We start from the raw sequence: 18,872 nt of genomic DNA, 5'->3' as shown, positions 1-18,872 counted from the left end.
CGCGCCCCGGGGATCTTGCCAGTGTGTCCGACGACCTGTTCCGCCTCCGACAGATAGCTGAGCATTCCCCTCGTGAGCGACACCCGATCCCCCTTTTCGGTCCCGGCCTCCAACGGCGACGACGTCCCCGGCGACGTCTCCGGCTGGTCCGCCGCCCGGCAGGACCGGAAGCCCGCCCCGTGGCCGATGCCCGATCCCGTGCAGTCCTCCGGACCCCACTCCTCGTGGCCGGAGCCACCCGAGCCCGCCCACCCCTCCGGGCCCCAGCCCTCGTGGCCGGAGCTGCCCGGCTCCGGGCCGACGGTCTCCGGGCGCGGCCGCAGGCGGCGCGAGGAGGAGGCCCCGGGCGAGGTCACCGCGTGGGGATACCCGCCCTATCAGGAGCCCCAGCCGTCCGGTCCGCTGGATCTCGGAGGGCTCCCGGTCCCGCAGCCCGCGCCCGGCCGGGCGCCGTCCGGCGAGAGGCCCTTCTCCTACTGGGAGAGCAGCCAGGAGTGGCAGGCGGCGCCCGCTCCCCGGAGCGCGCCGCACGAGCCGGAGCGCCCCGCCGGCGACGGCCGTCTTCCCGAGGAGGAGCCCCCGGCTCCCCCCGTCAGGAAGAAGCGCGAGCCGTACCTCGACAACGTGAAGTTCGTCCTGATCGCCATGGTGGTGGTCGGGCACTCGCTGGTGCCCACGCTGGACACGCACTCGGCCAAGTCCGCGTACCTGTTCGTCTACACCTTCCACATGCCGGCGTTCGTGCTGATCAGCGGCTATCTGGGCCGGAACTTCTGGAACTCCAACGCGAAGATCAACAAGCTCGTCGACACCATGCTGGTGCCGTACGTGATCGTGGAGATCGGCTACGCGCTGCTCCGCTACGCGCTGGGCCAGAAGTGGACGCTCACGATCATCGACCCGGCCTGGCTGAACTGGTATCTGCTGGCCCTGGTGCTGTGGCGGATCTCCTCGCCCATCTGGACCCGGATGCGGCAACCCCTGCTGGTCGCGGTGGTCATCTACATGATGGCCGGGTTCTCGGAGATCTCCGGCGACTTCAGTCTCGACCGCTTCTTCGGCCTGCTCCCGTTCTACGTGCTGGGCATGATGCTCAAGCCCGAGCACTTCGACCTGCTCAAGCCGCTCTGGGTACGGATCACCTCGGGCGTCGTGGTCGCGGGCGCCGTGGCTGTGGCGATCTTCATCGCCCCGCACATCAGCCTCAAGCCGGTCTACTTCCGCTACAGCTTCAAGAAGATGGGCGTCGACTGGTGGATCGGGCTCGGCGTGCGCGGGGCCATCCTGGTGGCGGCCCTGGTGCTGACGTTCGCGCTGCTGGCCCTGGTGCCCCGTCGTGAGACCTGGTTCTCCGACCTGGGCACCCGCACGCTCTACGCCTACCTGCTCCACGGCGTCGTGGTGCTCATCGCCAAGGACCAGGGCTGGCTGAGCTTCTCCTGGCTGCACGGGCCGCTGGGCGTGATGGCCATCATGTCGAGCTCGGTGGCGCTGGCCATCGTGCTGTGCCTGCCGGAGACCCGCACGCTCTTCAAGTGGCTGCTGGAGCCCCGCCTGGTCTGGCTCTACCGGCGTCCCTCAGAGTCCCCCGCGCATACGTCCCCCGCGCAGACGTCCCCCACGCAGACGTCCCCCACGCAGACATCCCCCTCCCAGGGGCAGGGCTCCCCCGCTCAGGCGCCGGCGGCCGTGCCTCCGGCCGGGGAGAGCCTGCGGTTCCCCCGGTAGGGTTCGTCCCGCCCGCCGCCTCTCACGCCGGGCGGATGAGCCGGTTCTCGTAGGCGAAGACCACCGCCTGCACCCGGTCGCGCAGGCCCAGCTTCAGCAGGATCCGGCCCAGGTGCGTCTTCACGGTGGCCTCCGCGAGGTGCAGCCCGGCGGCGATCTCGGCGTTGGACAGGCCGCGGGCCACCTCGACGAGCACCTCCCGCTCGCGGGCCGTGAGCCGCTCCAGCCGCCCGTCGTCCGCCGGGGCGGCTCCGGTGGGGATCTGGTGGGCGAAGGTCTCCAGCAGGCGGCGGGTGATCCGCGGGGAGACCACAGCGTCGCCGGCGGCGACGTTCCGGATCGCCGCCAGCAGTTCCTCCGGCAGGGCGTTCTTGAGCAGGAACCCGGAGGCCCCGGCGCGCAGCCCCGCGAAGGCGTACTCGTCGAGGTCGAAGGTGGTGAGGATCAGGACCCGGGTCCGCCGGCAGTCCCGGACGATCCGGCCGGTCGCCTCGATCCCGTCGGTTCCCGGCATGCGCACGTCCATCAGGACGACGTCGGGGCGCAGCCGCCGGGCGAGCCGTACGGCCTCGGCCCCGTCGCCGGCCTCGCCGACCGTCTCCATGTCCGGCTGGGCCTCGATGACCATGGTGAACGCCATGCGGAGCAGGGGCTCGTCGTCGGCGAGCAGGATGCGGATCGTCACGCGGCACCGTCCGCGACGGAGCCGAGGCCGAGGGTGGCCGAGACCCGCCAGCCGCCTCCCGGCAGAGGACCGGCCTCCAGGGTCCCGCCATAGGCGGCGGCGCGTTCGCGCATGCCCGCGATGCCGTGCCCGGGGACCCGCTCCCCCGTGCCGGAGACGCCGCGCCCGGAGGTCTGGTCCCGCAGGCCGGAGAGCCCGTGCCCGGGGACCCGCTCCCGCGTGCCGGAGACGCCGCGCCCGGGCGGCGGGCCGGCGGCTCGTGCCGTACGGCCGTCGTCGGTGACCTCGTCGGTGACCTCGACGGTGACCGCGCCGGGAGCGCAGCGGACCCGGACCTCGGCACGGGTGCCGGGCGGGGCGTGCTTGAGGGTGTTGGTCAGGGCCTCCTGCACCAGGCGGTAGACGGTGAGCTGGGCGGCGGCGGGTACGGGGGCGGGATCGCCCTCCAGGCCGAGGCGGGTCGCCAGCCCGGCCGCGCGCATGCGGCCGGCCAGGGACTCCAGCTGCGCGATGCCCGGCATCGGGTGGCGCAGCGCGTCCGGCTCGTCGGCCCGCAGGACGCCCAGGGAGCGCCGCATGTCGGTGAGGGCCTGCCGCCCGGTGCCGGAGATCTGGCGCATGGCGGCGCTCGCCCTGTCGGGAGAGCTGTGCTGCGCGAAGACCGCCCCGTCGGCGAGCGCGACCATGACGGACAGGTTGTGGGTGACGATGTCGTGCACCTCGCGGGCGATGCGGGCCCGCTCTTCGGCGACCGCGAGCCGGGTCCGCTGGTCGCGCTCGCGCTCCAGGCGGACCGCGCGATCCTCCAGGGACGCGAGGTAGGCGCGCCTGATCCGGGTGTTCACACCGGTGACGGCGACGGCCGCGGCCACTGCCGTCAGGAAGACGACGCTGGTGAGGAACCCGCCCTGGGGAGCCGCCCAGCGCGCCGCGGCCAGCAGGATGCCGGTCTCGACGACGGCCGCGGCGGCGAGGGTGCGGCGCCAGGTGGAGTGCGCGGCCACCGTGTACAGGGCGACCAGCAGCGCCACGTCGGTCAGCAGCTGGATGTCGGCCAGCCACTGGGCGAAGGCCGCGGCGGCCACCGCGCAGAACACCGTCAGGGGCGCCCGGCGCCGCCACGCCAGCGGCACCGCCAGCGCCGTGTGGAGGATCAGGGGCCCCGGCGGGCCCTGGTAGACCGCGCCGTTGAGGCCGACGCCCAGGAAGAAGATCACAACGGCCAGCAGCGCGTCGAACACCACGGGCGGCAGCCGGGCGCCCTCCCGCAGCAGGCTCCGTACCGGTCGCGTCGTCTGCGCGGAGGCGAAGGCGGCGTATCTCATGTGCCGCCGCGCACGAGCGGGAGACGGTGTGCTCGGACCATGGCGACAAGATAGTCGGCTCCCGACATTCCGGGCGGGACGCGAACCCGCGCGGCGCCGGGCCGCATCCCCCCGGAGTCGTAGGTCCTCCTCCCCTCCGGCGCACTCTCCCGGGGAGAAAGCGCTGATCAGAGGCGTGCGGGCCGACGGCGCACGGCGCGGGCCCGGGGACGCGCACGGGTCCGGTGAACCCGACCGGAGGCTGACGCGCCGGGCCGGCGGTGCCGCCTAACTTCGTACGGGTCGTCGCGCGGCCCGCGGTCCATGGGTCGTGCGGATGGCCGGGAAGGCGCCCGCGCGCCGTGATCCGGTCGCGTTCCGGACAGTACGAGAAGGGGATTCGATGCGTGGACGGAGAATGGCCGCGGCCGGGGTCGCGGTGGCGGCCCTGACGGGTGCGACCGTGAGCGGTGCGCCCGCCTCCGCGGGGACGGCCCACCGGTACGGCGTGCCGGCGGTCGCCGGGGCGGCCCGCGGGGACGGCGTGCCGGCGGCGGCCGGGGACAGGGGGCTGGAGCGGTTCCTGGAGCAGGAGATCACCTGGCACCGCTGCCGGACCGGTCCCGACGACGCCGCCGGCAAGGAACTGGACGAGGCGAAGGCCCGGTGCGCCGAGGTGACCGTACCGCTGGACTACGGCCGTCCGGACGGGCGGACCGTCACGGTGGCCGTGTCCCGCCTGAAGGCGGCCGACTCCGGGCGCCGCCGGGGGACGCTGCTGTACAACCCCGGAGGTCCTGGCGTCCCCGCGATGTCCCTCGTGCTCCAGGTCAAGAGGGCCGCGCCCGCCGTCGCGGCCCGCTACGACCTGATCGGCATGGACCCCCGGTTCGTCGGCCGCAGCACCCCTCTGAACTGCCGGTGGCCCACCGGCGTCGTCGGCTCCGCCGGACCGGACCGGCGCACCTTCGAGCGGAGCGCGGCGGTGGCCAGGGACCTGGCGTCGCGCTGCGCCGCGCACCGGGACGTGCTGCCGCACATCTCCACCCGCAACACCGCCCGGGACATGGACGTGATCCGGGCCGCCCTCGGCGAACAGAGGATCTCCTATCTCGGCTCGTCGTACGGCACCTATCTGGGTGCGGTCTACCTCCAGCTGTTCCCCCGGCGCGCCGACCGGGTCGTCCTCGACAGCGTCCTGGACCCCGCCCGCTACGGCCCCGGCCTGACGCGGACGCAGGGCCCGGCCCTGAACGCGCTCCTGAGGGACTGGGCGGCCTGGACGGCCGCGCGCCACGGCCGCTACGGCCTGGGCGCCACCACGGCCGAGGTGCTGGCCACCGTGAACCGGATCAACCGGGCGGCCGGCCGCGCCCCGCTGCGGGTCGGCCGTCACCGGGTCGACAGCCGCCTGCTGCCCATGGCGCTGTTCCACATCACCGCCGGGGACAGCCCGCAGGTCTACGCCGGTTTCGCCGCCGACGTCCGGGTTCTGCGCGAGGCCGCACGCGGGCGCGCGGTCACTCCCACCCCGACCCTGGAGGCGGTCCTGGAAGGCCTGTCCGCCCCGGACGACGGGACCGCCGCAGTCCAGACAGCGATCATGTGCGCGGACCGGGCGGCCTCCCGCGACCCGCGGGTCCACTACCGCGACATCCGGGCCCATCGCGCCGACGAGCCGCTGTTCGGCCCGCTGACCCGCAACCTCACCCCCTGCTCGTTCTGGCCGGTCTCCCCCGCCGAACCGCCCACCGAGGTCCGCAACGACGTCCCGCTCCTGATGGTGGGCGCCACCGGCGACCCGGGCGCCGTCTACCGGGGGCAGCTGGCCGCGCACCGGGCCCTGACCGGCTCCCGCATGGTCACCCTGCGGGGCGCCTTCCGCCACACCGTGTACGGCGGGCTGTTCTCCCCCCGTGACGCCTGCATCGACAGGTTCGTCGACCGCTATCTGGTCGGGGGCGTCCTGCCCGCCGCCGACGCCTCCTGCCCCGGCGGGCCGTCCTCCGGCGGCGGATCCACCCGGTGACCGGGCCCGGCGGGCGGGATGCCCCTCAAAGGACTGGAGTCGTTCATATGGGCGACACTTCCGCTTCCGCCCGTCGTGCCAGCTCACACCTAGCATCGCTGCTGAACCGCACCCCTTCCGGAAGGCAGGTTCACGCATGCGGGTATGTGTCGGGACGATCGTTCATCACCCGGAAGATGCCCGGATCATGCACCGGCAGATCCGGACGCTCCTGGAGGCCGGGCACGACATCACCTACGTCGCCCCCTTCACCGACTGCAACGTCACCCCCGACCCGGGGATCCGGGCCGTCGACGTGCCCCGCGCGACGGGACGCCACCGGCGCCGCGCGCTCAACGCCGCCCGCGGGGCGCTGAAGCGCGGGGTCCAGGGCGCCGACCTGCTGGTCGTCCACGACATCGAGCTGCTGTCCCGGCTGCCCAGGCGCCGCCCGGCCACCGTCTGGGACGTGCACGAGGACACCGCCGCCGTGATCGCCGCCGACCCCGGCCTGCCGCCCGTCCTGCGGCGGGCGCTGTCCGCGCTGGTCCGCCGGGCCGAGACCCGCGCCGAGCGCCGCCTGCACCTGATCCTGGCCGAGGAGGCCCACCGGGAGCGGTTCGCCCTGCCCCACCCCGTCGTCCCCAACACCACCTACGTGCCCCGCCGCCTCCCCGCCGTGCCCGGCCGCAACCGGGTGATCTACGTGGGCCGCGTCTCCCGGGCCAGGGGCGCGGCGGAGCTGGTCGAGCTGGCACGGCGGCTGCTCCCGCACGGGATCAGGCTGGACCTCGTCGGCGCCGCCGACGAGGACGTGCGCCCGCTGCTGCGGGACGCGCAGCGGGAGGGCGTGCTGGACTGGTACGGGTACGTCCCCAACCGGCACGCCCTCCGGATGGCCGAGGGAGCCCTGGCCGGCCTTTCGCTCCTGCACGACACCCCCGCCCACCGGCAGGCGATGCCCGCCAAGGTCGTGGAGTACATGGCCAGGGGCGTGCCGGTGGTCACCACCCCGCTCCCGGCCGCGGCCGCCCTGGTCGGCGGGGCGGACTGCGGCCTCGTGGTGCCCTTCGGCGACGTGGACGCGGCGGTGGGGGCGGTGCTGGGACTGCGGGAGGATCCCGGGGCCGCCGCGGCGATGGGGGCGCGAGGGCACGCCGAGGCGTCGCAGCGCTACGACTGGCCCGAGCAGGCGGGGGAGTTCGTCGCCCTGCTGGAGGAATGGGCCGGTAAAACCGTGACGTCGGGCCGTGGGATTGGTCTACTTGAACCATGGCACGCCATCTGATCCAAGGCCGCGACGTGACCATCCCGGTGCGGGTCCGGCAGGCCACGGTCTGCACCGCCTCCTATCTGGTGCGGGCCGACGCGGCACGGGCGGTCATCGCCTACTCGGGACTGGACGTCGCCGAGGTCCTGCCCGGCCGGGCCGTCTGCGCGCTGGCGTTCATCGACTACGCCGACGGCGACCTGGACGCCTACCACGAGTTCGGGGTCACCTTCCTGGTCCGGCCGCCCGAGGCGGGTCCCGCGCCGCGCAGGGGCCTGCTCGCGGGCCTGTCCGAGCTGCGCACGGCCGGGGCGGGGACCTTCGTCCACTGGCTCCCGGTCGACCAGGGCTTCACCCTGGAGGCCGGCCGGACCATCTGGGGCTTCCCCAAGGAGATGGCCGGCATCGACCTGCGCCTGGCCTCGCCGTACAAGCGCTGCATCGTGCGCAAGGACGGCCGCCTGGTGCTGGACCTGCTGATCAAGCCCGGCGTCCCCGTGCTCGGCAGGACGGCCCGTCTCGACGCCTACAGCCACCTGGACGGCGTCACCCGCCGCATCCCCTGGTCGCTCTCCCCGCGCGGGGTGCGGGCCCGCCCCGGCGGGGCCCTGATCCGCCTGGGCAACCACCCCGTCGCCAAGGAGCTCAGCGAGCTCGGCCTGCCCAAGCGCGCCCTGGTGTCCGCCACGGTCTCGCGCACCTCGATGTCCTTCGGCGAGGCCAAGGAGCTGTGACCGGGGGCCGGGGGCCCGGGGTCGCTATCGGTCGACCTCCAGCAGGGGCAGTTCCTCCCGGGTGGGCAGCGACTGCCAGTCGCTCGGGCCCGAGGCCGCGAAGGCGGCCACCAGCGCGCCGCGCCGCAGGCGGTCGGCCGGGTGCAGCTGCTCCAGCAGCGCGCTGAGATAGCCGGCCACGAAGGCCGGTCCGGAGCCCCCGGGATCGACCACGGGCGCGTTCAGGCCGGGCGCGTCGTGCCGCACGCCGTTCACCCGCACGCTCGCGCCCCGGAGGCCCCGGTTCACGATGACCTCCCGGTCGCCGGTGAGCGCGGGCTTGACCAGGTCCAGCTCGCTCTGCCGGACGAACAGGACGTCGGCGGCGCAGGCCAGCACGTTGAGGACCTCCTCGGCCTCCCGCAGGTCGGGCCAGAGCCGTTCGTCGTAGTCGACCGACACCGAGACGGTCACCCCGGCGATCCGCGCGGTCCGCACCGCGGCGTTCATGGCGTCACGCGCGTTCAGCGCGGCGGTGATGCCGCTGACGTGCAGGATGGAGGCCTGGGTGACCCGGTCCACCGGGACGTTGCCCTGCGCCAGCCGTACGGCCGTCGGATAGTAGGTGAGCCTGGCCGCCTGCCCGGTGCGCGACTCCTTCAGGATCATCCCGGTCGGGGAGCCCTCCTCCACCCGGGCGTCGGAGACGTCCACGCCCTCGCCGCGCAGCGCCGAAAGGATCCGGCAGCCCAGCTCGTCGTCGCCCACCTTGCCCAGCCAGCTCACCGTGTGCCCGAGCCTGGCCATCCCGACGGCCACGGGCAGCTCGGCCCCGGTCACATCCAGTCGCGCCTCGTGCTCGTGGCGGATCCGGCCGCTGGTGACGACGCCGAAAGCCTCGCCAAGGGTGTAGACGTCCACGCCGAGACCCTTTCGCGCCGGCCGTACCCGATTCAGACGATGGGTGGCCGGCCCAGTCTGAGCATGCGCCAAGCCGTCTTCCAGCCCATGGGCCGGCGCTCCCCCGCGGGTTCGCGCAGTCCCTCGCCGAAGCCCTTGAACCAGGCCCGCAGGGCCGGCAGGGAGCGCTCGCGCAGCAGAGTGAGGACCACCCAGTTGAGAAGATAGAGGACCGCCAGGGACCAGGGCAGGTTACGACGCGCCAGCCATACGCGGTTGCGCGCGTTGAGGCGGTAGAAATCGGCGTGGCGGGTCGGGGGGACCTGCGGGTGGTACATGACGGTCTGGGCGTCGTATTCGATGCGGTAGCCCTCGCCGAGCAGCCGCCAGGCCAGGTCGGTCTCCTCGTGGGCGTAGAAGAACCGCTCGGGCAGGCCGCCGACCTGGAGGAAGGCGGAGCGCCTGATCGCGCAGGCGCCGCCGAGGAAGGTGGTGACCGGGGAGGAGCGCTCGGGGTCCCCCGCCCGCAGGCGGGGGACGTGGCGGCGCTGACCGACGCCGCCGTCGGGGTCCATCACCCGGAAGGAGACGACCGCGAGGTCGTGCTCGGTGGAGAAGCGCTCGCGCAGGTGGGAGACGACGTCCATCGCCCCGTACCAGCCGTCGTCGTCGAGGAAGAGCACCACGTCACCGGAGCACTCCTCGACGCCGCGGTTGCGGCCGGCCGGGATGCCGGTGTTGTGCGCCAGGCGCACCGTCTTGATCGAGGCCGAGGAGCCGGGGGGCACGGAGACCGACAGCTCCGGGACGTCCGCGCCGTTGCCGACGATGACCACCTCGACGTCGCCGTCGTCCTGGTTCAGGGCGGACTCGACCGCCCGGCCCAGCTCGGGGACCCGGTTGCCCATGGTGAGGATGACGCACGAGATCTTCAACGGGTCATCGCCTTGACGCGTCGAGAGCACGTGCGGAACATACTTTCATGATCACCGAGTCTGCTGGATCGGGAAATGCTGGCGGAGGTGCGGGTCTCTGATTTACCAGAGGACAAGCGTATCGGAACCGTCAACGAACACCCACCGAACAGTGAACTGCGAGGGATGTTCGCACTTACGACGCGCCGGGACGCCGTCCGGTTCCTCATGAGAGCCGCCGGGACGCCAGGATGCTGACGAGGTGCAGGACCATCTGGAGCACGGCGACCGCCACGCAGGCCACCGTCAGCACCCGGGTCGCGGTCAGCCCGCCGCCGACGGCGTCCCAGACCGCGGCCGCCACCACCAGGAGCGACAGCTCCACCGCCTGGACGATCCGGTGGAAGCGCAGCGCCGCCGCGGCCTTCCTGGCCAGGCCCAGCCCCCGCGAGCGGAACTGCTCGGCCGAGGACTCGGTCGCCGCCACCAGCCCGGAGCGGGCCCGCGCCACGTCGACCAGGTCGGTCTCGGCCTTGATCAGGATCGCGCCGAGCGCCGCGGCGAAGCCCGCCACGGTGTACCAGTCGGGCAGGGTCTCCGAGGCCCGGAAGCCCAGCCCGATCAGCAGGGCCGCCTCGGCGAAGTAGTGGCCGACCCGGTCGAGGTAGACGCCGGTGATGGAGGTCCGCCTCGTCCACCGGGCCAGCTCGCCGTCGGAGCAGTCGAGCAGCAGGTAGAGCTGGACCAGCAGGGCCGCGCCCACCGCCGCCCACAGGCCCGGCAGCGCCATGACGCCGCCCGCCGCCAGGCCGCACAGGATCATCAGCCAGGTGGCCTGGTTGGGCGTGATCGGCGTCTTGGCGAGGAACCAGGTGACGTAGATCGACAGTTTGCGCATGTAGAGCACGCCGGCCCAGTGCTCTCCGCTGCCGCGCTCCATGGTCGAGGGCGGCTGGGCGACCGCGCGCAGCTCAGCGACCGACGGCCCGGACATAGTCCTCCACCCGATCCCTGATCTCCGACTCCGACAGGCGCAGGTGCTCCAGGATCGTGTAACGCCCGGGGCGGGTCGAGGGCGCCAGCATGACGGCCTGGGTGAACTGCTCGGCGGTCAGCCCGACGTCAACGGGGGTGACCGGCAGCTCGTGCTGACGCAGGCAGTCGACGGCCTGGGTCAGCCTCCGCTGGTCCTCGCGGAGGAAGAAGCAGAAGGCGGCACCGATCCCGGCGAGCTCGCCGTGGTTGGAGGTGCCGGGGAAAAGCTGGTCCACGGCATGAAGGATCTCATGATCCCCGCCGCTGGATGGACGGGATGACCCGGCGATGACCATCGACATCCCGGACAGGATCAGCGCCTCGGCCAGGACGGTCAGGAAGGCGTCGGACTCGATCGAGTCGCGCCTGCCGACCACCGCCTCGGCCGCGGTGCGGGCCATCGAACAGGCCAGGCCGTCGATCGGCTCGCCCCGCTCGGCGTTGCCCAGCTGCCAGTCCTCGATCGCCGACAGGTTGCTCACCACGTCGCCGACGCCGGAGCGGACCAGCGACGGCGGCGCGTCGTGCACGAAGTCGAGGTCGACCACGATGGCCAGCGGCATGGGCACGCCGAAGGAGCCCTTGCCGCTCTCGTGGGTCAGCGACGCCACCGGCGAGCAGATCCCGTCGTGCGACAGGTTGGTGGCCACCGCCACCATCGGGATCCCGGCGAGCGAGGCGGCGTACTTCGTCGCGTCGATCGTCTTGCCGCCGCCGATGCCGACGAGCGCCTCGTAGGCGCCCTTGCGCAGATCGGCGCCCAGCGTCACGGCCGCGTCGACCGACCCGTCCGGCACCCGGAAGACCTGGGCCTCCCCCAGGGAGGGCGCGATCACCGAGGCGATCCGGTCGCCCTGGCCCGCGCCCACCGCCACCGCCACCCGGCCGGAGGTCGCCACCCGGCTGTCGGCCAGCAGCGAGCCCAGCTGCGCGATGGCGCCCCGCCGCACCTCCATGGTCAGCGGGGCGGGCAGCATCCTGGCTAGTATCGGCACGCGATCTCCCGCGCCTTGGCGAGGTCGTCGTGGTTGTCCACCTCGACCCAGGAGACATCGCCGATCGGGGCGATCGCGATCTTCTCGCCGCGGGCGACCAGCTCCTGGTAGCCGTCCTCGTAGTACAGCTGCGGGTCGCGCTCGAAGGTGGCCTGGAGCGCGTCGGCCAGGCGCCCGCCGATGCCCGGGCGGATCAGGGTCGCGCCGATGTACTCACCCGCGGCGGCGGCCGGGTCCATCAGCTTGGTGATCCGCTGCAGGTGACCGTCGCCGTCGAGGGTGACCTTCATCTCCTCGTCGGCGAGCTTCTTGACGTCGTCGACCGCGAGCAGGATGTCGCTGGTGGCCGGCGCCGACAGGAGCGTGTGCTCGACCGAGACCGGGTGCACGGTGTCGCCGTTGACCAGCAGCACGCCCTGGTCGAAGTAGTCGCGCGCACACCACAGGGAGTAGGCGTTGTTCCACTCCTCGGCCTTGTCGTTGTGCACGAGGGTGAGCTTCACACCGTGCCGCCGCTCCAGCTCGGCCTTGCGCTCGTGTACGGCCTGCGCCTGGTAGCCCACGATGACCACGACGTCACGGAGGTCGGCCGCCGCGAGGTTCCGCAGCGAGATGTCCATGATCGTGGTGTCACCGTCGACCGGCACGAGCGCCTTGGGCAGCGTGTCGGTGTACGGCCGCAGGCGTCGTCCGGCCCCGGCGGCCAGCACCATTCCCAGCAACGTGCACTCCTCGTTCGAATGAGCCCCTCGGCGGGCACTCCTGGCCCCAAAGGTTAGTTGCCTTTGGACCCTGATCGTGTAATCCGGGGTTTGCCGGGCGTTCTCAATCGTGTGCGCCGAGCTCGGCGGAGTCCACTCCGGAGCGCGGAGTGGCCAGCCAGCAGGTGAGGCTCTCCCAGCCGAACAGGGCCCACAGGTAGAGCGCGAGAAGGGCGAAGACCAGTGTCATCTGCCCGGTGAGGCCGCCCAGCGCGAGCACCAGCATCCGCCCGTCCCAGCCGAGACCGGCCGTGGCCAGCCAGGCCGGCGGGTAGACGTGCTGGCGCACCCGGTAGACGACGTCGTAGTGGTGGAAGACCAGCGCGCCCAGCAACAGGAAGATCAACCACGGCGGCACCCCGTGCGCGAAGCCCGCCATCGCGGCGAAGCCGTACTCGGTCAGGCGCAGGATCGGCGGGATCATCCAGTCGAGCCGCCCGTCGTGCGGGTGGGAGCTGCCGGGCCCGGCCAGCAGCAGCGCCACGGCCGGGGCGAACACCGCCAGCCCGTCGTCGGTCCCGGCCACCCCGACGCTCAGCAGCACGGCGGTCACGAAGGTGCCGACGAGCACCGGCGGCAGCGGCGGCAGCTGCCCGGCCACCAGCGCGCCCATCGCGCGGGAGGCCACGCCGTCGTCGCGGTAGGCCACCACGGCGCCGCGCGGCACCGGCGTCATGTGCACCGACAGCTTGGGCGTCCCGGAGAACTCCGCCATCACCCGAACGACCTGCCCATCCTGCCGGCCAGCGTGTAGAGGGCGGCCAGGCCGCCCCAGCCCAGGAGGGCGACGAAGGTCACCCTCGCGTCGAAGACCGCCGCGGTCACCGCGATCAGCGCCATCCGCTCCCCGATGGGCAGGATGACGATCTTCTTGATCCAGCGGGTGAAGGCGTCCTGCTCCAGCCGGCGCGAGAGCCGTACGACGACACCGGTGCGGCCGGGGGCCTCCGGCGCGGGCGGCGGGGAGTGCTCCTGCTCGGCGGACTGCGCCTGGGCCGGGACCAGCGGGCCGCGGGTGTCACCCTGGGCGGTCAGCGGGACGGCCGCCCCCGTCCGGGCGGCGCGCGCCCGGCCCACGTCGGCGCGGGCGTCGGCGTAGGAGAAGTCGATCATGTGGCGGAGCGCCTGGAGGATCATCGCGGCCACGGCCAGGGCCCAGATCTCCGTGGTCGCGCCGGGGCCCGCGGCGGCGACGTAGCCGAAGGCGAGACCCGCGTAGACGGTGTACTCCTTGACCCGGTCGGAGGTGGCGTCCAGCCACGAGCCGAGCGGGGAGAAGGTGCGCGTGTAGCGGGCGAGCTGGCCGTCCACGCAGTCGAAGACGAAGGACAGGTAGAGCAGGATCGCCCCGGCCACCAGCGCGGCGCGGGTGCCGGCGGAGAACCAGACCGCCGCCAGCAGGGCCAGCCCGGCGGAGATCCCGGTGACCGCGTTGGGGGTCAGCCGCAGCCAGGCCGCCAGCGCGACCAGGTGGCGGGACCAGGAGCTGACGAAGTAGGTGGTGAAGAAGCCGTCGTCGGACTTGATCGCCTCGTCCAGCCGGGCGCGGGTCTCGTCGACCTCGGCCACCCGCTGCAGGGCCGCGTCCGCGGCGACCTGCCCGGCCACCCTGTCGCAGTGCAGCCGCCCCAGCCCCGCCGCGCGGACGGTCACGCCCGCGCGCACCAGCCCGACCAGGAGCAGGTCCCCGGCCTCGGCGCCGTCGATCACGCCGAGGTCGCTCGCGTCGGCCAGCCCGGCCAGCCTGTCCGCGATCAGCGCGAGGCTGCCCAGGTCCGTCTCGCCGATCTGCAGCACACCCCGGAAGGTGCCGTTGGCCCCGGTGACCTGGTGGAAGGAGCTGCCCGCGGCGACCACCCGGCCGCCCTCGACGCGGACCGGCGGGCGCAGCGGGCCGGAGTCGTCGCCGTCGGCGGCCACCACGGCGCCGGTGCCGCGCGACGGATGGGCCAGGAGCGCCGCGAGCGCCCCGTCGTGGGCCACCAGGTCGCCCACCAGCACGGCGACCGGGCCGCTGGCCGTCCTGGCCACCCGGGCGATCCTGCGCAGGTCGTCGGCGACCCCCTGCGAGCCGTCCGACCCGATCAGGTAGGACCCGTCGGCGGAGCGGACGAAGTCGCCGGAGCGGGCCACCACGTGCACGTCCCGGATCGGGAAGGCCGCGAGCTGGCCGGTCAGCCGGTCGAGCAGGGTGCCGTCGGCGCAGCGCAGCTTCGCCGCGGCGGTGGTGGCGAGCACGACGACGGCCGTCCGAGGAGTGCCGGACTCGGGAGGGACGGATAAGGAAGATGTGGTGTCATGCAAGCGTGTCTCCTTCGCATCCGGCGAAATCGCCGCGCGAATCGGGGAGTGCGCACCCAGCGTAGCGAGATCCTGACGCGATATCACGGGAGCGCGGCCGTACGGCATGTGGAGTGCGTCGTACGACGCCGCGGAAGTGCGGCCGTACGGCGCCGTGGGAGTGAGACCGTACGGCGTCGCGACCGGGGAGAGGACGGCCGCGTCCGGCGCCGGCGGCGCCTCCGCCCGGGGCCTCGGCGATCACCCGTTACCCTCGCCCTACACGGACCCGCTCGGAGGAAGCCCGCCTTGACCTCTCTCGAACCGGCCTCTTCCGCGCCGGCCTCGCCCGAACCACGCCGCCGCTCCGTCGGGGTCGTCCTCGCCGGCGGGGTCGGCCAGCGCGTCGGCCGGGACACGCCCAAGCAGCTCATCGAGATCGGCGGCAGGACGATCATCGAGCACGCGATCGCCGCGTTCGACGGCGCGCCGGAGATCGACGAGGTCCTCGTGCTGATGACCCCCGGTTTCACCGGAGAGGTGGAGCGGCTCGTCGCCCGCAGCGGGTTCACGAAGGTCGGCCGGGTCCTGGAAGGCGGCGCCAGCCGTACCGAGACCACCTGGCGGGCTCTTCGGGCGCTGGACGGGCAGGACTGCGACGTGCTCCTGCACGACGCCGCCCGGCCCTTGCTGGAGCCGCGCATCATCACCGACTGCGTGGCGGCGCTGCGGGTCCACCCGGCGGTGGAGGTGGCGATCCCCAGTTCGGACACGGTCGTGGTGACCGCACCGGGACCGCGCGGAGAGGGCGAGATCGTCAGCGAGGTGCCGGACCGCGCGCGGATCTGGCGCGCCCAGACGCCGCAGTGCTTCCGGCTGCCGGTGATCCGCGAAGCCTACGAGCGGGCCTTCGCCGACCCCGCCTTCGCCGGGCGGCAGGCCACCGACGACTGCGGCGTCGTGCTGCGCTATCTGCCCGACGTGCCGATCCGCATCGTGCCGGGCAGCGAGCGCAACATGAAGGTCACCCACCCCGTGGACGTCCTGGTCGCCGAGACGCTCCTGGCAGCCGGCGCGGGGCTGGAGGAGTAGGTCCCGGAGCAGCGGAGGGTGGTACGGCGGGCGGGCCGCCCACGACACCGGCCCGCTCCACGGCACCCGAGCATCAGGCTTCCCACGACACCAGGGCACCGAACAGCAGGGCGCCCGGGACCGCCGAGAGCCGCCGAGAGCCGGAGCCCCGCCCGCCGGGCGGGGCGCGCTCCCTAGGAGCCGGACTTGCCCAGGCTCGACGGGCTGGTCAGGAAGCCCCAGCCCCACGAGATGTGCATGGTGGCGTAGACGAGCGGGAGCCGTACCAGCGCGGCCGGGGGCAGGCCGCTGCCGGTCACCGCCGACCCCGCGAGGATCGCCGCGACGTAACCGCCCGGCACCAGCAGGCCCGGCCAGAAGAAGGGCGAGACGGCCAGCCCGGCCAGCATGGCCACCACCGCCGTGGGCGGCGCCAGGTAGCGCATGTTGATCGTGCCCTCGTGGGTGCGGGCGACCACGCGCCGCCAGCGGCCGTAGTGGAAGTACTGCTTGGCCAGGGCCCTGAGGTCGGGCCGCGGCCGGTAGGAGACGCGCATCCGGGGCTGGAACCAGACCAGGCCGCCCGTCTCGCGGATGCGGTGGTTCATCTCCCAGTCCTGGGCCCGCTGGAAGTGCTCGTCGTAGCCGCCGACCCGCTCCAGCGCCTCCCGGCGGAAGACTCCCAGGTAGACGGTGTCGGCCGGGCCCGCGGTGCCGCCGGTGTGGAACCGCGCGCCGCCGACGCCTATCTTCGAGGTCATCGCGCGGGCCACGGCCCGCTCGAAGGACGTGACGCCCTCGGCGGCCATGACGCCGCCCACGTTGTCGGCGCCGGTCTCCTCGAGCGTCTCCACCGCGACCCGGAGATAGTCCTCCGGGAGCATGGCGTGGCCGTCCACCCGCGCGATGATCCCGTTGCGGGAGGCGGCGATGGCGGCGTTGAGCGCGTTGGGCGTACGGCCGGTGGGATTGGGGACCACGGTCACCCGGGGATCCTCGGCCGCGATCGCGTCGGCGACCTCCTGGGTGCGGTCCTTGGAGGGGCCGATCGCGAGGACGACCTCGATCGGTCCCGCGTATTTCTGCGACAGGACCTGGCTGACCGCCTCCCGCAGGTGGCGCTCCTCGTTCAGCACCGGGATGACGACGGAGATGGGGGGCCAGACGCGGGTCTCGGAAGACGGCGCCGGCGAGGGCGAGTCGGGGAACTGCTTCATGGCGTCGCTCACGCTACTGTACGAACGGGTACCTCATCGACCCAGATGGAGCCTAGGGGGGCTGATGCGCGACCCGGAAGACGAGGACTCGGGTGTGCACGTGGGCGGCGACGCCTACGGCAACGTCCGGGTGACTCCCCGGCGCGCTCGCAGACCCCTCAAGAACCCCCGCTCCCGGCGGCGCAACCTGATCGTCGCGGGCACGCTCTCCGCGGTGGTCCTGGCCGGCTCCGGCGCCGCGTGGTCGCTGTCCAGCTACGCGGCGAACAAGGTCCGCTCCGTCGACGCGGGCGTGCCCGGAGCGCAGTCCACCGGCGCGATGAACATCCTGCTCGTCGGCGTGGACAGGCGCGACGACCTCACCCGCAAGCAGCAGAACCAGCTCAAGCTCGGCCGTGAGACCGGCGAGCGGACCGACACCATGATGGTGATCCACCTGTCGGAGGACCACCGCAAGGTCACCGTGGTCAGCCTGCCCCGCGACACCTGGACGACGATCCCCGGCAAGGGCGAGCACAAGATCAACTCCGCCTACCAGCTCGGCGGGCCCAAGCTCACCACGCGCACCGTCCAGAACGTCACGGGGCTGACGATCCACCACTACGTCGAGGTCAACGTCCTGGGCTTCATCAACGTGGTCGACGCGCTCGGCGGCGTCTCGGTCTGCACCCCCGTCGCGATCAACGACCCGAAGACCGCCCTGTCGCTGCAGCCGGGCACCTACTCCCTCGACGGCGTCAGGGCCCTGGCCTACGCCCGCACCCGCGCCACCGCCCGCTCCGACCTCGACCGCATCGACCGCCAGCAGCAGGTCATCTCCGCCCTGCTCAACCAGGCGCTGAGCGGCGACACCCTGACCAACCCGGTCAAGCTCGCCCGGTTCGTCGACACCACCCTCGGCACGCTGCGGGTGGACGACGCGCTCCGCAAGGACCTGCTCGGCCTGGCCGACCAGCTCAAGGACGTCTCCACCGACGACGTGGCCTTCGCCACCGTCCCGATCGCCGATGTCGACTACCGGACGCCCACCGGCGAGTCCGCCGTCCTGTGGGACAAGCCCGCCGCCCGGGAGCTGTTCCGCAGGATCGCCGCGGACGAGGCCCTGACCGAGCCCGCCAAGCCCAAGGCGACGGCCACCGCGAAGCCGACCCCCTCGGCCACCGCGCTGACCGTGCCGCCCTCGCGGATCGCCGTCAAGGTGCTCAACGGCACCCTGATCACCGGCCTCGGCGCGCGCACCAGGAACGACCTGCTGAAGGCCGGCTTCCTCGTCCCCGAGTCCGCCGGGGACACCCAGCGCAGGGACCACAAGCGGACGGTCATCCGGTACGGCCCCGGCCGCGCGGACTCCGCCAGGACGCTGGCCGCCGCCCTCCCGGACGCGGACCTCCGCCTGATCGACGATCTCGGCGACCGGATCGAGGTCATCGCCGGTCAGGAATACTCCGGGGTCAAGAAGGTCACCGTCGACGAGCCCGCGGGGCAGGCCACCCCCGCGCCCTCCCCGACCGCCTCGCCGACGGCCAGGACCGCCACCCAGAACATCTGTAAAAAATGATTCAGATTGCATAACCTCCGGACCGCCGGGCAGGTGGAACGGTGCGGAGGTGATGATCGTGGTTCCGGCATTCGACATCCAGACGTGGCAGGACGGCCCTTGTACGGTGGTCCGCGCCGAGGGGGAGCTGGACATGGTGGTAGCCCCCCGGCTCACCGCCGAGATCGACCGGATCCTGGAGAGCTCTGAGCATCCCTGCCTTGTACTGGACCTGACCCGGGTGCCGTTCTGCGACTCGGTGGGCCTGGGCGTGCTGGTGGGCGCGCTCTCCGGTACGAGGGACGTCCAGGGCCGTCTCATCCTCGTGGTGGACTCGGGAATGATCAGCCGCCTGCTGGCGATCACCAGCCTCGACCGCCACTTCGAGACCCGCAGCAGCCTTCACGAGGCCGTCGAGGACGTCGCCGCCTGAGCGACCCGTCTGTGCAGCTCA

Annotated in this window: 17 protein-coding genes; 7 read left to right on the top strand and 10 right to left on the bottom strand. The window is 73.1% G+C overall.

All coding sequences use genetic code 11. From position 1 onward, the window contains the following. Window positions 1-72 precede the first annotated feature (72 nt). Window positions 73-1,728 (top strand): acyltransferase family protein, encoded by a 1,656-nt coding sequence (locus Pta02_RS14300; protein ID WP_203875287.1) that lies wholly within the window; start codon window positions 73-75, stop codon window positions 1,726-1,728. A gap of 22 nt (window positions 1,729-1,750) precedes the next feature. Here the strand turns inward: Pta02_RS14300 and Pta02_RS14295 are convergent, their stop codons facing one another. Both Pta02_RS14295 and Pta02_RS14290 read right to left on the bottom strand, forming a co-directional pair. Beyond that, window positions 1,751-2,413 (bottom strand): response regulator, encoded by a 663-nt coding sequence (locus tag Pta02_RS14295; protein WP_203875286.1) that lies wholly within the window; start codon window positions 2,411-2,413, stop codon window positions 1,751-1,753. Further along, complete coding sequence (locus tag Pta02_RS14290; protein ID WP_203875285.1) at window positions 2,410-3,738, bottom strand: sensor histidine kinase; 1,329 nt, start codon at window positions 3,736-3,738, stop codon at window positions 2,410-2,412. Before Pta02_RS14290 ends, Pta02_RS14295 begins: the two co-directional genes overlap by 4 nt. A 382-nt stretch (window positions 3,739-4,120) precedes the next feature. Here Pta02_RS14290 and Pta02_RS14285 point away from each other — a divergent pair, with 382 nt between their 5' ends. The 3 genes from Pta02_RS14285 to Pta02_RS14275 all read left to right on the top strand — a co-directional run bounded on the left by Pta02_RS14285 (window position 4,121) and on the right by Pta02_RS14275 (window position 7,729). Next, a complete protein-coding gene (locus Pta02_RS14285) occupies window positions 4,121-5,746 on the top strand; it encodes an alpha/beta hydrolase (protein WP_203875284.1) in 1,626 nt (541 codons plus the stop codon). A 136-nt stretch (window positions 5,747-5,882) separates the two neighbouring features. Further along, a complete protein-coding gene (locus Pta02_RS14280; protein WP_203875283.1) occupies window positions 5,883-7,013 on the top strand; it encodes a glycosyltransferase family 4 protein in 1,131 nt (376 codons plus the stop codon). Further along, window positions 6,998-7,729, top strand: a complete 732-nt coding sequence (locus Pta02_RS14275) for an acetoacetate decarboxylase family protein (RefSeq protein ID WP_203875282.1) — start codon at window positions 6,998-7,000, stop codon at window positions 7,727-7,729. Before Pta02_RS14280 ends, Pta02_RS14275 begins: the two co-directional genes overlap by 16 nt. 24 nt (window positions 7,730-7,753) lie before the next feature. Here the strand turns inward: Pta02_RS14275 and Pta02_RS14270 are convergent, their stop codons facing one another. From Pta02_RS14270 to Pta02_RS14240, 7 genes are all read right to left on the bottom strand, one after another. Beyond that, entirely contained in the window at window positions 7,754-8,629 is an 876-nt protein-coding gene (locus tag Pta02_RS14270) for a sugar kinase (RefSeq protein ID WP_203875281.1), read from the bottom strand. A 32-nt stretch (window positions 8,630-8,661) separates the two neighbouring features. Further along, entirely contained in the window at window positions 8,662-9,543 is an 882-nt protein-coding gene (locus tag Pta02_RS14265) for a glycosyltransferase family 2 protein (RefSeq protein WP_203875310.1), read from the bottom strand. Window positions 9,544-9,748: 205 nt separating this feature from the next. Beyond that, window positions 9,749-10,516, bottom strand: a complete 768-nt coding sequence (locus Pta02_RS14260; protein WP_203875280.1) for a CDP-alcohol phosphatidyltransferase family protein — start codon at window positions 10,514-10,516, stop codon at window positions 9,749-9,751. Further along, a complete protein-coding gene (locus Pta02_RS14255; RefSeq protein ID WP_203875309.1) occupies window positions 10,494-11,534 on the bottom strand; it encodes an iron-containing alcohol dehydrogenase family protein in 1,041 nt (346 codons plus the stop codon). The genes Pta02_RS14260 and Pta02_RS14255 overlap by 23 nt, the downstream gene beginning before the upstream one ends. Before the next feature lie 5 nt (window positions 11,535-11,539). Then, entirely contained in the window at window positions 11,540-12,274 is a 735-nt protein-coding gene (locus tag Pta02_RS14250; RefSeq protein WP_203875279.1) for a phosphocholine cytidylyltransferase family protein, read from the bottom strand. 103 nt (window positions 12,275-12,377) lie between these two features. After that, window positions 12,378-13,028 (bottom strand): DUF5941 domain-containing protein, encoded by a 651-nt coding sequence (locus tag Pta02_RS41900; RefSeq protein ID WP_203875278.1) that lies wholly within the window; start codon window positions 13,026-13,028, stop codon window positions 12,378-12,380. Beyond that, the gene (locus Pta02_RS14240) at window positions 13,028-14,617 is read right to left on the bottom strand and encodes a CDP-alcohol phosphatidyltransferase family protein (protein WP_203875277.1); all 1,590 of its coding nucleotides are present in this window, start codon (window positions 14,615-14,617) and stop codon (window positions 13,028-13,030) included. Before Pta02_RS14240 ends, Pta02_RS41900 begins: the two co-directional genes overlap by 1 nt. 285 nt (window positions 14,618-14,902) lie before the next feature. On the opposite strand from Pta02_RS14240, the gene Pta02_RS41190 reads away from it, so the two are divergent. Further along, complete coding sequence (locus Pta02_RS41190; protein WP_307837468.1) at window positions 14,903-15,685, top strand: IspD/TarI family cytidylyltransferase; 783 nt, start codon at window positions 14,903-14,905, stop codon at window positions 15,683-15,685. 173 nt (window positions 15,686-15,858) lie between these two features. Here Pta02_RS41190 and Pta02_RS14230 read toward each other — a convergent pair whose 3' ends face one another. Next, entirely contained in the window at window positions 15,859-16,881 is a 1,023-nt protein-coding gene (locus Pta02_RS14230; RefSeq protein WP_203875308.1) for a glycosyltransferase family 2 protein, read from the bottom strand. Between the two features lie 64 nt (window positions 16,882-16,945). Here Pta02_RS14230 and Pta02_RS14225 point away from each other — a divergent pair, with 64 nt between their 5' ends. Together Pta02_RS14225 and Pta02_RS14220 are read left to right on the top strand one after the other, a co-directional pair. Then, window positions 16,946-18,439, top strand: a complete 1,494-nt coding sequence (locus Pta02_RS14225; RefSeq protein ID WP_203875275.1) for an LCP family protein — start codon at window positions 16,946-16,948, stop codon at window positions 18,437-18,439. A gap of 58 nt (window positions 18,440-18,497) precedes the next feature. Further along, window positions 18,498-18,851 carry an STAS domain-containing protein gene (locus tag Pta02_RS14220; protein ID WP_203875274.1) on the top strand — a complete coding sequence of 118 codons (354 nt, stop codon included), beginning with the start codon at window positions 18,498-18,500 and terminating at the stop codon, window positions 18,849-18,851. The last annotated feature ends 21 nt before the right edge of the window (window positions 18,852-18,872 follow it).

The sequence above is a fragment of the Paraplanobispora takensis genome (assembly GCF_016863195.1).
In the GTDB taxonomy this organism is placed as follows: Bacteria; Actinomycetota; Actinomycetes; order Streptosporangiales; family Streptosporangiaceae; genus Planobispora; species Planobispora takensis.
The sequence above is the reverse complement of the archived record's forward strand: the minus strand, read 5'-3'. Positions and strand labels throughout refer to the sequence as shown.

What these genes read in the sequence shown, in the direction of transcription:
- Pta02_RS14260 (WP_203875280.1), bottom strand. Translation starts at nt 10,516, where the DNA reads ATGTCCGGGCCGTCGGTCGCTGAGCTGCGCGCGGTCGCCCAGCCGCCC.
- Pta02_RS14225 (WP_203875275.1), top strand. Translation starts at nt 16,946, where the DNA reads ATGCGCGACCCGGAAGACGAGGACTCGGGTGTGCACGTGGGCGGCGAC.
- Pta02_RS14280 (WP_203875283.1), top strand. Translation starts at nt 5,883, where the DNA reads ATGCGGGTATGTGTCGGGACGATCGTTCATCACCCGGAAGATGCCCGG.
- Pta02_RS14230 (WP_203875308.1), bottom strand. Translation starts at nt 16,881, where the DNA reads ATGAAGCAGTTCCCCGACTCGCCCTCGCCGGCGCCGTCTTCCGAGACC.
- Pta02_RS14255 (WP_203875309.1), bottom strand. Translation starts at nt 11,534, where the DNA reads ATGCTGCCCGCCCCGCTGACCATGGAGGTGCGGCGGGGCGCCATCGCG.
- Pta02_RS14285 (WP_203875284.1), top strand. Translation starts at nt 4,121, where the DNA reads ATGCGTGGACGGAGAATGGCCGCGGCCGGGGTCGCGGTGGCGGCCCTG.
- Pta02_RS41900 (WP_203875278.1), bottom strand. Translation starts at nt 13,028, where the DNA reads ATGGCGGAGTTCTCCGGGACGCCCAAGCTGTCGGTGCACATGACGCCG.
- Pta02_RS14290 (WP_203875285.1), bottom strand. Translation starts at nt 3,738, where the DNA reads ATGAGATACGCCGCCTTCGCCTCCGCGCAGACGACGCGACCGGTACGG.
- Pta02_RS14275 (WP_203875282.1), top strand. Translation starts at nt 6,998, where the DNA reads ATGGCACGCCATCTGATCCAAGGCCGCGACGTGACCATCCCGGTGCGG.